The 13464-nt window shown below is 41.9% G+C and carries 11 protein-coding genes; 7 read left to right on the top strand and 4 right to left on the bottom strand.

Features of this window, described 5'->3' with window-relative positions; translation table 11 throughout:
- The first annotated feature begins 47 nt into the window (after positions 1-47).
- Positions 48-578 (top strand): hypothetical protein, encoded by a 531-nt coding sequence (locus D4T97_RS15100; protein WP_126051591.1) that lies wholly within the window; start codon positions 48-50, stop codon positions 576-578.
- A 118-nt stretch (positions 579-696) separates the two neighbouring features.
- On the opposite strand, the gene D4T97_RS15095 is transcribed toward D4T97_RS15100, so the two are convergent.
- From D4T97_RS15095 to D4T97_RS15080, 4 genes are all read right to left on the bottom strand, one after another.
- Positions 697-1581 (bottom strand): VOC family protein, encoded by an 885-nt coding sequence (locus tag D4T97_RS15095; RefSeq protein ID WP_126051590.1) that lies wholly within the window; start codon positions 1579-1581, stop codon positions 697-699.
- 157 nt (positions 1582-1738) lie between these two features.
- Entirely contained in the window at positions 1739-2212 is a 474-nt protein-coding gene (locus D4T97_RS15090) for a GyrI-like domain-containing protein (protein ID WP_126051672.1), read from the bottom strand.
- 177 nt (positions 2213-2389) lie between these two features.
- The gene (locus D4T97_RS15085; RefSeq protein WP_235872271.1) at positions 2390-3577 is read right to left on the bottom strand and encodes a M14 family zinc carboxypeptidase; all 1188 of its coding nucleotides are present in this window, start codon (positions 3575-3577) and stop codon (positions 2390-2392) included.
- Positions 3578-3760: 183 nt separating this feature from the next.
- Complete coding sequence (locus tag D4T97_RS15080; RefSeq protein ID WP_126051589.1) at positions 3761-4153, bottom strand: thiol-disulfide oxidoreductase DCC family protein; 393 nt, start codon at positions 4151-4153, stop codon at positions 3761-3763.
- A gap of 84 nt (positions 4154-4237) precedes the next feature.
- Here D4T97_RS15080 and D4T97_RS15075 point away from each other — a divergent pair, with 84 nt between their 5' ends.
- From D4T97_RS15075 to D4T97_RS15050, 6 genes are all read left to right on the top strand, one after another.
- A complete protein-coding gene (locus tag D4T97_RS15075; protein ID WP_126051588.1) occupies positions 4238-5452 on the top strand; it encodes a CaiB/BaiF CoA transferase family protein in 1215 nt (404 codons plus the stop codon).
- 561 nt (positions 5453-6013) lie between these two features.
- A complete protein-coding gene (locus tag D4T97_RS15070) occupies positions 6014-7444 on the top strand; it encodes a M14 family zinc carboxypeptidase (RefSeq protein WP_126051587.1) in 1431 nt (476 codons plus the stop codon).
- Between the two features lie 317 nt (positions 7445-7761).
- On the top strand, positions 7762-11631 hold the full coding sequence (locus D4T97_RS15065) for a M28 family peptidase (RefSeq protein WP_126051586.1): 3870 nt from the start codon (positions 7762-7764) through the stop codon (positions 11629-11631).
- Positions 11632-11649: 18 nt separating this feature from the next.
- Positions 11650-12117 (top strand): hypothetical protein, encoded by a 468-nt coding sequence (locus D4T97_RS15060; RefSeq protein ID WP_126051585.1) that lies wholly within the window; start codon positions 11650-11652, stop codon positions 12115-12117.
- A gap of 43 nt (positions 12118-12160) precedes the next feature.
- Positions 12161-12730: a signal peptidase I SipW gene (sipW, locus tag D4T97_RS15055; protein WP_126051584.1), complete on the top strand. Its 570-nt coding sequence runs from the start codon at positions 12161-12163 to the stop codon at positions 12728-12730.
- Positions 12731-12804: 74 nt separating this feature from the next.
- Complete coding sequence (locus D4T97_RS15050; protein WP_126051583.1) at positions 12805-13389, top strand: CalY family protein; 585 nt, start codon at positions 12805-12807, stop codon at positions 13387-13389.
- Positions 13390-13464 lie beyond the last annotated feature (75 nt).

Raw genomic sequence — 13464 nt, 5'->3', positions numbered from 1 at the left:
TAAATAGAGCTTGAAAGCATTATGATGAATAACAAGGAGGACTGTATATGCCCACCCAAATAATCACTAATATGCTGGCAGCAAGCTTATTATTTTCTTTTATTCCAATGGACATTAAGGTACATAGCCCACAAGCTGTGCATCTCGAGCATAGCAAGGGGATGGAAAATATCAATGACGAAAAAGGGTTGGAGGAAATTGCTATTGGTCTTGCAGACGATTTTATCCTTCCGCTGAATCCAGCCAATGATGATTTAAAAACGAAAGAGGACTTTATCAATTACTATAGAAATATTAGCGATTTGGACCTTGCGGGGGAGTTTCTTAATACATTCTTCATCGAAAAAAACGGAGTGCTTGAACATATCCCCACCGAGCCGCCGCTGTGGTTCGACAGTAAGCTACCGTACGAATTCAGGCAAATAAGTGAGACCGAAATGATCATCAGTCAATACAGTTCCACAGATTTACATGGGTCTGCGACATTGACTATCTTTTATAAAAAAAGTGCGGAAAATAGGTGGGTTATTAATGATGTACAATACGGAATGGAACAGGAAACGTTGAATGAAGTATGAGTTAAAAGTTGAGGATGCGAATACAAAAACAGGTGAGGAAACAAAAGGTGATTTGTTTCCTTACCTATTTTTGTGTTAAATCTACTAGAAAAGGCGAATTTTGCGTAATTGAAGGGCCTCATTTATCAAGACGAGCTTTTTCCAATGCAGCAATATCAATTTTTTTCATTTTCAAAAGGGCATCAGTAACACTCTTGATTTCATCTCTTGACCCTTTAAACATGATCTCATCCATATTTGCTGGAACAATCTGCCATGAAACGCCAAATGAATCCCTTACCCATCCGCATTGTTCTGCCTCAGGCATCGCAGAAAGCTTATCCCAAAAGTAATCAATCTCTTTCTGATCATTGCAGTTTATCATGAATGAAAATGCTTCGTTAAAATTGAAATCTGCCTCGAAGGCATGATCCATAGCTGAAAAATGAATACCGCTAAGATTGAAGCTAGCATAATTCACTTTTGCCTTCGGCGACGCCGCTTCTCCTTTTCCGTATCTGCTGATTGGCCCCATGCTAGAATTTTCAAATACATCCACGTAGTACTTTACTGCTTCCTCAGCTCTCCCGCAGGATTCACTAGAAAAAAGAAAGTTCGGGGTAATTTTTTGTACCGCTTGTCCTTCCTCCACTAGCATCAACTGCCAAGACAAACCAAATCGATCCTGAACCCAGCCATACCATTTGCTAAAAGGGTATTCAGCCAGCGGCATTAATTCGGTGCCTCCTTCGATGAGAGCATTCCATTTGGCATTTACTTCTTCAATAGAAGAACATGCCACCATCAAGGAAATGGATGGGGTGAATTTAAAGTAAGGACCTGCACTTATTGCATCGAATCGTTGTCCGGCCAAGTTAAAGCTCACATATTCCGCGTCTCCAGAAGGGGTATTCTCAAGAACTGTCACATTTAAAAGTTTAGAGCCATCAAATAAACTGATGTAAAACAATGCGGCTTCCTTTGCTTCTTTGTCATACCAAAAATGCGGAACTATTTTTTGCATAGGAGTCTCCTTACTATTCCTTTTTTACCGGCATAAAACCTGCCAGCATTTTTTATTATTATACTCATTGGACACCAAACATCGCAAAAGGAGAAAAGGCTTCAGTCCTTTGTTAAGCACGGGATGACTATCCTTTTTCCAAACATCCTCAATATTATTAATAGATGGGTATCATTATATCCGCCGCTTCTTCCCCAGCCTTTTCATCAAGATAATAAATTTCAACAGGAAATGAATGATCGAACCATTTCTGTTTGTGGCCATTCTTTCGGATCCAGGCGAATATGGCTTCATATCCTTCGCTCATTGTCTTATTCGAACATGATATTTTGGCATATCTTGTCATCGGAAGTTTGAAGCTGATCATTCCGTCGGGGACTAAATCTATCACATCCACTTCAAAACAAGCGAAATAAGTTGCGATAATATCGTTGCACATATACGGACTGAACAATATTTTTTTATTCTTTGCGTTATGAATCTCATCCGCTCTCTGTAAAAATTCCTTTTGTAATTTGATGGCAGCATCGGGGAAGGCGTCTGGGAAGTTTACGGAAACACTTTGTCCAACCAGCATGTACTCTTTCTGAACAACCTCATATTCGAAAGCGGCAATGGTTTTTTGTTGCATAACCGTCATTCCTCTCATTTTTTTCTTCCACATCATTAAGTTCGATACTGCATGTTTTTATCCTCTTATTTTTAGGATATAGAGTACTCTTAATAACTACAAAACTCCCTAGACTTTTACAAAAAAAGTCTCCCTGCAAGAGTGTCCAGTGCAACCCTGCAGGGAGTTAATATAAAACTATCTTTCTGTCAGTGGTATCTCATCATAGGCCTCTACATCGATTTCATATACATCCCCTGTTGCAACACTATCCAGGATACCAAGCACTCCGGTTTCTACAGCCTTCGTTAATTGACCCATCCGCTTTTGGCCATAGCTCTGAGTTTGACCCGTTATTTCAAACAGTATTGCTCCGCTCCCATTCAACGCGAAGGATCCAAGGGCTGTTCCCGGCAAATCCAAGTCTTGTGGATAGAGTGATATGTTTTTGAAAGGTGAATTGCCTATTTGCTGCAAAGCGTTGTATGCAGCTACATTTAGCTGTTTAGAAAAATCACCTTGATATTGGTCGGCATATTCACGATATTTCGCCCCTTCTTCAGTGTTGGGGTCTGGTACAAAAACGCCGGAAAGAGATAATGTGACAGGGTCATCGGTATCCTTAATGACATATTCACCTTGATGATGCAAATCGATAAAGACATCCACGTTTCCAAACTGCTTTTTCAAATCTTTGTAAACGTCTCGAACTGTCTGTGCTTCTGGAGTGATATACCAGCCAGGTCTCGCGGAATTGCCCGGAAAATCCTGTCTCTTCGGAGTGTAGTCAAGATTTGGATTGAAGTCCCGATTGACATCAAATCCAGGGTTCGAAGCATAGTCCCAATATCTATTGACATAAGTGTAATAATTCCATGAAGGGCGTACACCTTCAAGCTCAGGGAACTTTGAAACCACTTCTTCCCAGGTCATTTCGTTACCTCGCCGATTTAGTTCAGTGGCGTCCGGGTTGATCATTGGCATCGCTACGATCGTTAATTCCTCGCGAAGCTTCTTTATTTCGGGAGAATCGTTCTGGCTGAGCTGCTGAAGCATATTTAATAATGCCTTCGTACCTACTTTTTCATTTCCATGGATTTCACTTTGGATGAGTACTACCTTATCACCTTTTCCGACCGTCACCTTGTAAATTTCACGGCCATGATTGGAATGGCCAGCAACTTCTACGTCAGCGTACTTTGAATTTTTCAGCTGGTCCATCTGATTAACGAGTTCTGCATGACTAATAAATCCGGCTACTGAATATTCTTGATTAGCAGAGGCTTGAAGTGGCTTTCCCGGCAAACTTGTGTGCACTGGGGCAAGCATTCCCGCACTTAATAAAACTGTGCCAGATAATAATGCTACCTTTCTTTTAAGCTTCAATGAAATCCCTCCATAAAATTTTGACTTTAAGTAATCCGTTCGTTCTCGGAAGACTGTTTACCTGTTGAAAAAATCAAAATGAATAGAAGGGCTTATGCTGGATAAATGTTTCTTCCTATAGATCAGTCAAATATGATAGGGAAAAGGATGGAAGAGAGGGTTCAATATCAATTCGCACGCTCTTTAGGATAAAAACCTGGACTGCACCTCGGGCGACGGCAGTATACAGCTTTCTTTTTTGCCAAACCATTTGTAGCGGTTACGTGCTATGAGATCGTAGACAAGGTTCCTCAATGGAGCTGGAATTATGATGAATGTATAGGCTATTTTCCAAAGTCCATTTAAATGACGGCAGATTTTAAGAGCGGCCGCTGATTTACAGTAGGCTTTATCATTTTCAATCAAAACGATGCTGTCGACATCAGCAGGCACGTTGTATTCCTTGAGGAGTTTTTGTCCGATATCGCTTTGAAGCGAAGCAAAACGGAAATTTCCTTTTGGATCATTTTTTATAATGAACTGAACGCTTGCATCGCAAAAATTGCAAATGCCGTCAAATAGTACGATTGAATTCACGTTCGGATACCTCCTCATTGTGAGTCTATTCTTATTTTAACCTCTAGGCCTTATAATAGAATCAAAAAGGTTTGGGGAGAGATTATGCATAATATAAATCAGGATGGACCGTTGCGTGGAGTGAGGGTCATCGAGTTCGGGAATTTCATCGCTGGTCCGTTTTTAACGAGAATGCTTGGAGATTTCGGAGCGGAAGTCATCAAAATCGAGATGCCAGGATCAGGGGATCCCATCCGGAAGTGGGGCAATAAAACGGAAGGGGACAAGTCTGTCTGGTGGGCAACCCAGGCACGGAATAAAAAATGCATCACTTTGAATTTGAAGACGGAAGAAGGGCAGCGGCTTGCGAAGGAGCTTTGTGCAACCGCTGATATCGTTGTGGAAAACCTTCGTCCAGGTGCACTGGAGAAGTTGAATCTCGGATATGAAGATTTAAAGAAAGTGAACAGAAAAATTATCATGGTACGGATTTCCGGATTTGGACAAACTGGGCCATATAGGGATAAAGGAGGATTCGGCAGCGTAGGAGAGGCAATGGGCGGCCTACGTTACGTTGTCGGTACTCCGGACGCACCACCGCCACGGATTGGTGTCAGCATCGGAGATACGCTCGCCTCTTTATTCGGAGCGCTTGGGACGGTCATGGCCTTGTTCAGCCAGGTGAAAAACAACGAGCAAGAAGGACAGGTTATCGACGTCGCGCTATATGAATCGGTCTTTGCGGTGATGGAAAATGCCCTCGGAGAATATTTTAAATACGGCATTGTGAAAGAACGGACAGGCTCGATCCTTCCGGGTGTAGCTCCTTCCAATATTTATCTGACAAAAGATGGCAAATGGCTTATTGTCGCTGCAAACTCGGATAATCTGTTTAACCGCCTTGCTGTCGCAATTGGAAAAGAAGAGTGGCTTGAGGATCCAAAATTCAGCCATCATGAAGCGAGAGGACAGAACCAGAAAGAGCTGGATGATTTGATTGCTGCTTGGGTGAAAACAATGAATGCTGAGGAAGTGCTTGATATCATGGATCAAAATGGAGTACCTTCCGGGCCTATCTATAGTATGGAGGATATCGCCAATGATCCGCATTACCACGAAAGGGATATGATCCAGGAAGTGGCTGACCGTGATATGGGAGCCGTACATATGCCGGGCATTGTACCGAAGCTGAGCAAAACGCCTGGAAGTATCAAATGGAGCGGACCGGCGATTGGGGAGCATAACGAAGAGGTTTATCAAGATTTGCTTGGACTGACGGAAGAAGAGTTTGAGCGGTATAAGGAAAGCGGGGTTATTTAAGGAAGTCCTGAACCGTACGGGATCAATCATTTTATCTTGTCTTTTTAATCTAACTTATCATGGCAGAGGCTAAAAGGGTGATTTTTGGTACAAACCGAAAATCACCCTTTATTTTGTTGAAAGGATGCCATGAGTCCTTTATCCCTGTTTCTCATACTAATATAAAGTAATTAAGTACCAAATAACAAGAATTGATTTTCAAGTTTTACATTTCTTAATACCTGTTTTCAATTTAGTTATAAAAATATTTAGATAAATCTGATATAATCCTTTTGAAATAGCTTTCTTATTAAAGAAAATATATTAAGGGTCTCTATACCTATCTATATAACAGAAAACACACGAATTAGGGTGGTTTCGGTTATGTTTATTAATTCTATTTTTACTGACTGAACTTAGCAATAAATGACAGGTTTTTGAAGGGAGTGATGCGTGCAATTGATGATGATGATTGGATAAAGTCGATTGTTTCTGCTAGGACACTGGTTCTATTATCCTCTTACATAACTCTATGAATCAACCTAATGAACAAGAGGGGAAAAATTGAGAGGAGTGGTGAAGTTGTTAAAGAGACGCATATTTCTGGTGGCCGCAGCTCTGTTTCTTATTTTTTCCTCCAGCGGGATTGCTGGAGCACAGTCGGACAGCATCGTCGGCACGAATGCTATTAAATACGATGAAATGGTCGATATTCTTGGGCAGCTGGAAGAACAAAGCGATGGCAAACTTGATGTATTCACACTTAGGGAGTATGGGATTGAAGAAGGCCGAAGTGAAGCAGGAAGGGATCTGTATGTTGCAAAAATAGGCAATGGAGATAAGAAAGTATGGGTTCAAGGACGTATCCATGGAGGAGAACCTTATGGAACGAACGCAACGTTACGTATCATTGAAAATTTAATAAATGAGAAGGATTCCTCTTACAAAGAGATGATGAAAGAATTAACAATGTACATTATCCCAATGTACAATCCGGATGGTGCCGAACTAAATCAGCGTGGTACAATCCTGTATGATCATGAAACGGGTAAGCCCAAACTGGATGAAAGAGGTAGACAGATCTCCGTTGATTTAAATAGGGACTGGTTTGAAAGCAGATTTGATGCAATTGAATCAATGGGCTTTTACAAATTCTGGGCAGATATTAAGCCTGAATTTGCCTTGGATATTCATCATCAAGGGACTAAAAACTTTACTGGTACAAGTATTCCTGTATCAATGTCACTTGGAATCTCGTTAGCACCAGGAGGACCAACTCTTCCGACTATTAAGGATGGATTGTACGATAAACTTGCGCGCCAGGCAGCGGTTCAAATTTATGATTCTCTTGCCCCATATAAAGAATTTACTGTTGATCAGTATGATACGGGTAGCACTGTAATTGATATCCGTGGTGGGGTAGTCTCCGGTATGATGCTTGGCATAAATTATGAAGGAATAAATCCTGAAGGACATAGCAATCCTGCTATATTCTTGGAGACCTCCAGTCAAGTCCTGGATGGTGAGCGTGATCCTATGATTCAACAAAATGTGATCGCCACACATGGATTTTTGTCTGGTCTTGCTACAGGAGACTTGTATAAAGCTGATCCTGAACGCTGGTATGACATTCCGATTCGTCCAATTACCGGATATAACACAGATTATGCTGGAACGATCCCGATGAATCCTCCAAATCCTGGTGTAGGTCCAGTTGTATCTGCAGACCACATTAAAGCGCTTGTAGAACGTTACGAGGTAATTGGCAAGTTTTCAAATAAGGGCGTTGCTCAAACTCTTAAGGTCCATGCAACATCCTTAAAGCATTATGAAGAAACGGGACAATACGATAAAGTCATTAAGCATTTGGACGGTTTTAATACGCTGATTGACCATCATAGAAAGAATAACTTGATGACAAGCGGAACACATCAAATGTTAAAGGCTAATAGTAACTATTTGAAAGTATTGATGGAGAAGAAAAATCCAACGCTGGCCGGCAAAGCCAGTTAAAGATTAGCAGCTTCATATGAAGCCCCTAAGCTTACGGCTGAGGGGGTTTTTTATGTTTGTTTATGCTAGAAAATTAAACATATTTTCAGAAGTGCAATATCCTCTATAAAAATAGTTTTTTAGCTAAACAGGAAAAAAGGACTAGTTTTTATTAAGTAAGTAAAAGTTGCGATATTACTTAAATACTAACTGCCGTTGTAAAAAATGTTATCTTTATAATCCGATATAATCATTTTATTTCAAATCGTAACAATCTTCTAAAAATACTGATATAATCAACGAAGGAAATTCAAAAAATTTATGTAGGGGGGAATTCAGTGTCTTATAGACGATTTGTGTCACATTTCTTGGCGGGGACAAGCATCGTTGCTTTAACGGTATCCTCTTTTTTTGTCAGCCCCATTGCAGCAACCCCAAAAGAGGAGACGACAGAGGTTGAGTTTGAACGGAAAACGACGCTTGTAGAAATTGTCGTACCAGATCGGAAGGCAGTGGAAGACTTGGTGGTAAGAGGTTTCGACTTGACTGGATATGTCAGTGATCGAAACGGGCAGCTCGAGGTGCAGGCGGTTTTGACAGATGCTGACATTGAGATGCTCAAAATTAAAGGGTACAAAGTGACTGTTCTCCAAACTGCCGAAGAAGGCGAAAAGCTTTTAAGGCAGCAGGAACAAACAGAAAAGCAAAAGCAGCAACTGGCACAGCAGGCAGACACTGTGAAAGTTTTTCGGGCAGATTACTTCAAAAATCAGTCAGGCTTGTTTTTATATCTTGAAGTTAAATCTAGTGCTGGGCCTAATACTGTCATGAATGCAGAATGGACAGATGAAAAAGGCAATAAGCGAACGGCTTCAATGACAAGGAAAGTTGATGCTGGCGAATATTTATACCACTATGTTTTGACCGATATTAATTCTGTTCCTGAAAATGTAGTCATTTCCACTAACCAGGGCGGAAAAGTGGAAACAGGCTTAACTGAATGGATCGGCGATGGCACTCCTGCAGATGATGATTATTTCAGTGACTTTGTCGACAAATACATGACGCCGACAGAAGTGACTGAAAGGATTGAACAGCTTGCCGAAGAGTTTCCAGAACTGGCTGAAATCATAGTACTCCCTGAAAAAACAAATGGGTACCGACGGAAAGCCCAGGTCACCATTGGCAGTGTAGTGAACTCGGCAATTGTCCTTACATCAAAAGCATGGGGACATGAGGGTGGAAACGATATTACAGTAGATATTAGAACTCCAAAAAGTGTAAATTCCACATTAGATGTAACAGTCGATGGGAAGAATATAATGGTAGATCTTGGGAGAAATAGTACATCCGCTGAAGTTATCGCGGCGATCAATGAAAAAGCTGGTGATTTGGTATCGGCGACTAGATATAGAACCTCCAATGGAACAGGCGTTGTTCAACCGCAAAGCAATATAAAACTGACCGATAATTTAAGGGCACCAAAAGAAGTTTCAAGGGATCCATTCGAAGTGAAAGCTATTCGGATCGGTAAAGTACGGGACGGCTCGAAGCCTGGTGTACTTGGATATTCACAGGAACATGCCCGTGAATGGGTGACACCGCTTGTGACTGTTGAAACGGCAGAGAGACTATTGCGAAATTACCATACAGATGAGAATACGAAGAAGCTAGTAGATAATTTGGATATATTTATTGTTCCAAGCGTTAACCCTGATGGTGGACACTATTCATTTTATGATTACAACTCCATGCGCCGGAATATGACAAACCATTGCGGACCTGAAGCATCTGACCCGGCTTACCGCAATTCATGGGGAGTCGACTTAAACCGAAACTACAAAATTGGAACTGTTTGGGATGGCTGGATTGGCGGTTCAAAAAGCTGTACTTCCGATACCTTTGCCGGACCGGAACCATTCTCAGAGCCGGAAGCCCGGAACTTGAATTGGTTGGCGGAAGAAAATCCAAACCTTAAATTTGCGATGAATATCCATGCGTACGGCGGGTATTTCATGTGGTCTCCTGGTGCATATGATGCAAACCGGGTAACGCTGCCTCGCCCGACAGCAGGAGAGGAAGCTTATTACTGGCAGGCTTCAGATCATATTTTAAAAAGAATAAAAGAACATCGCGGAACAGTTATTTTACCAAGCAGGACCGGCCCGATTCCTGATGTATTATACTCTGCAGGCGGAAACTCTGCTGATACGCTTTGGTATGAGCACGGTATCTATGCATGGAACTTTGAAGTTGGCGCGGATCTATGGAATGCCAACACAAAACGTTGGACAGCCGTAGGTTTCCAGCCGGCATTCAGTGAAGGGCACGCTGAGGCGATGGAATTCGCCAATGGCTTGATCGGCATGTTTGAAGTGGCTTATGAAAATGCCAATGACGATGTTAACCCTGAATCCAAGCTGGTTCCTGGAGCTGGGACTTACGACAATCCTGTGAAAATCAAGTTTGAAACGAGTGAACCGGCAACTGTCTATTACACGCTTGACGGTTCAAGGCCAACACTTAAATCTAAAGTGATTCAAGTAGCGGGCACAAGAGAGGCTGCAGAATCGTTAAAGATTGATGAGACAACGGTGGTGAAATGGTTCTCGGTGGATGCAGCAGGAAACATTGAAAACGGATACAATCCTGACGGAGATAAAAACAATTACAACCAGGCGAAAATTGTCATTGATTACTTGGCGGAAGGTGTAAGCGCCAATGCAATGAAGAAACTGGTTGAACGCTTTGAAGCAGAAGGTGAGTTTAATGGCGCCGTAGCGGCACGCGCATTAAAAACTCACTTGACTGCAGTTGATCTTTACGAGCAGAAAAGAGAAGCGGAAAAAGTCATCAAGCATATGGGCGGCTTCAAGACATTGATAGATCAGCAAGAAAAGGGCAAGCTGATTTCCGGAAAAGCGGCACGTATCCTTAAAGGCTATGCGGATGATTTGATTGAAAAATGGGATACGAATTTTAATCCGGAAAAAGCGATGCAGCATATTCACCATTTAAGTGTGGAAATTGGACCGAGAGTGACGGGAACGGATGAAGAAAGGCAGGCTGCACAATACATTCAAAATGAGTTTGAAAGACTCGGTTATGACGTCTCGACTCAAGAATTCAGTATCCGGGATAGAGTCAGCGGTGAATTGAAGATAGTCTCTGATAATAACAAAAAATTGCATTCAGCGGTGTCAGCCGGTTCCGCGCGGACGGATAAAAATGGAGTCACTGGTGATGTCTTCAATGCGGGATTGGGTAAGCCGGAAAATTTTACTGAAGAAGCTGCAGGCAAAATAGCTCTCATTGAAAGAGGAGACAACACTTACTGGGAAAAGGTTGATAACGCCATAAAGGCAGGGTCAGCCGGGGTGGTTATCTACAACAATGTGGAGAGCTTAGCCCCGCCTAACCCAAGCTTAGGAAATAACCAGAGCAGCATCCCAGTGGTGGGAATCACACAGGCGGACGGAAAGGCATTGCTTTCAAAGCTGTCCGCGGGCGGATTGAAATTGAATCTTGCGGTCCAGAACCATACAAATCAAAAATCACAAAACGTCATTGCAGTGAAAAAGCCAAAAGGGGTTGCTAACCCGGAAATCGTTTATGTTACAGCGCATTATGACAGTGTGCCAGGTTCTCCAGGAGCTAACGACAATGGATCGGGAACTGCCTCTATCATGGAGTTGGCCAGAAACCTAAAGGACATGCCGACAAATAAAGAAATCAGATTCATCGCATTTGGTGCGGAAGAGATTGGATTGGTTGGATCCAGATATTATGTTGGCCAATTGTCAAAAGAAGAAAGGGACAGAAGTTTAGTTAACTTTAACCTTGATATGGTTGGAACAAATTGGGACAAGGCTACCCAATTGTCTGTCAATACAGGTGATGGTAAATCCAACCTTGCATGGGAGGCTGGCAAAGCAGCCGCCGCCAAGTTGGGAATAGACCAAAAAATCATGCATATGTACCGCTCAGGCGGATCGGATCACATCCCGTTTTATGAAGTTGGTATAGCCTCAGCCCTGTATATCTGGGAGGAGCCGGTTGTCCATCGCTTGGAGCCGTGGTATCACACTCCTGGTGACGTCATTGAAAACGTCAGCCCTGAAAGAATGGGGATTATCGGAAGCATCATTAACCAGGCTGTAGCGGACCTCATGGCCCAACAAGGAGCACAATCGAAAAAAGCATCTTAATTGAGAGGAGTAAATAGGATGAGAGGCATTCAAATAGCAAAAAAAATAGCAGATTACTTGAAAAACAATCTAGTAGTCAAGCGGCTTGCCATATTATATTTGTTGTTTTGTATTGCCTCTCTTCTGACTACTCCCACGACTGCACATTACACCTATGAGGAAAATGTCTCCGGTGAAATGTCTGTCAGTGACCAACTGGGAGAAGCCGAAGAGCCCGATACCAATGATCAAGAGGAAATAGATGAGGCAAGGGAACCAGAGGAAAAGCAGTTGGAGTCAAACGAAACTGAAGAGCCGCTGGACAAAAAAGAGGAAAAGTCAGAAAGAGAGCAGACAGAAAATCAGGTAGATAGTGATACTGACGAACAGAGTGAAAAAGCTGAGACGACGAAACCTCCTGCTGAAGATCAAAATGAGGGTAGTTCGAATCAATCTAATGATGGCAACAATGATGAGGAGCAAGAAAATGGTAAAAATGCTCCGTAACTGGAAGGTTAGAATCCAAACATAGATGGGAGTGATTTTTACAATGAACTGGCAAAAGACAAAAAAAATAGTCGGTAATATCGGATCGACATTTTTGTATATCTTCCTGGCTGTGATCTTGTTCAATGTTGTCACTTCCAAAATGGCAGGGGAACCTCCCAGCATATTCGGATATCAAATGAAGGCTGTCTTATCCGGTTCGATGGAGCCTGGAATAAAAACCGGGTCAATCATTTTGATCAAAAATACAGATGCAGGGGATCAGTTTGCAAAAGGCGATGTTATCACTTTTATTACAGAGGAAAAAATCCTCGTAACACATAGGATTGTTGAAGTGCAAGACGGAGGGAGCCATTTTATCACAAAAGGTGATAATAACAACGGTCCTGATCTGGAACCTGTCCATGTCAATAATATTGTAGGTAAATACACGGATATTACCATTCCTTATGTTGGTTATATATTTAAAATCACCGAATCACAATTAGGTGGTGCGCTTCTGTTGTTCTTGCCGGGAATATTGCTGGTAGGCTATGGCCTTTTATCTATCTGGCGAACAATTCGTATTGCAGAAAGCTATAAGAATGCAGAGGCGGAAACGCCAAATAAATAAACCTATTAATCTTGCAAATTGGCAGTACCTATCTCTTAGAGATGGAAATAATAAATTTATTGGGGGAATGAAAAATGTCAATGAAGAAAAAGTTTGGTATGGGTATGATGTCTGTTGCGTTGGGAGCTGCGTTGATTGGCGGGGGTACATACGCTTATTTCAGCGACACGGAAACATCGCAAAATACTTTCGCGGCGGGGACTTTGGATTTAAGCTTAAGTCCGACAGAAATTATTAACGTTAAAGATATGGCTCCTGGCGATTCTTTTCTCCGTGACTTTGAGCTAGGAAACGGAGGAACATTGGACATCGATAAGGTGTTGCTGGAAACAGACTATACCGTCAAGGATGCAAAAGGAGACAATACTGGAGATTTTGGCGAGCATATTCAGGTGGAGTTCCTGTATAACATGGATAATTTCGATGAGGTAATTTTTGAAACAACTTTGGCGGACCTGAAAAATATGACTCCAGAAGCTATAAGTCAGAATATTTTTTATCCTGAATTAGGTGATAAAGGGCTTCCTGTAGGTAAAACTCATGACCTTATAGTGCAATTCAGCTTTATGGATAAAGGTGATCAAAACCAATTCCAAGGAGATTCGCTGGAATTGACATGGAAATTCAATGCAACGCAAAAACCAGGCGAACAGAAGTAAGGGATAGAATCGGAGCAGGTGATTAACCTGCTCCGATTTAACGGAAAATTTTTTACATTAAAAAATTATAAAAGG

Source organism: Siminovitchia acidinfaciens (assembly GCF_003605385.1).
Taxonomy (GTDB): domain Bacteria; phylum Bacillota; class Bacilli; order Bacillales; family Bacillaceae_C; genus Siminovitchia; species Siminovitchia acidinfaciens.
Note: the sequence above shows the minus strand (reverse complement) of the source record. Positions and strands in the feature narration are given on the sequence as shown.

What these genes read in the sequence shown, in the direction of transcription:
- D4T97_RS15100 (WP_126051591.1), top strand. Translation starts at nt 48, where the DNA reads ATGCCCACCCAAATAATCACTAATATGCTGGCAGCAAGCTTATTATTT.
- D4T97_RS15095 (WP_126051590.1), bottom strand. Translation starts at nt 1,581, where the DNA reads ATGCAAAAAATAGTTCCGCATTTTTGGTATGACAAAGAAGCAAAGGAA.
- D4T97_RS15090 (WP_126051672.1), bottom strand. Translation starts at nt 2,212, where the DNA reads ATGCAACAAAAAACCATTGCCGCTTTCGAATATGAGGTTGTTCAGAAA.
- D4T97_RS15075 (WP_126051588.1), top strand. Translation starts at nt 4,238, where the DNA reads ATGCATAATATAAATCAGGATGGACCGTTGCGTGGAGTGAGGGTCATC.
- D4T97_RS15060 (WP_126051585.1), top strand. Translation starts at nt 11,650, where the DNA reads ATGAGAGGCATTCAAATAGCAAAAAAAATAGCAGATTACTTGAAAAAC.
- sipW (WP_126051584.1), top strand. Translation starts at nt 12,161, where the DNA reads ATGAACTGGCAAAAGACAAAAAAAATAGTCGGTAATATCGGATCGACA.
- D4T97_RS15050 (WP_126051583.1), top strand. Translation starts at nt 12,805, where the DNA reads ATGTCAATGAAGAAAAAGTTTGGTATGGGTATGATGTCTGTTGCGTTG.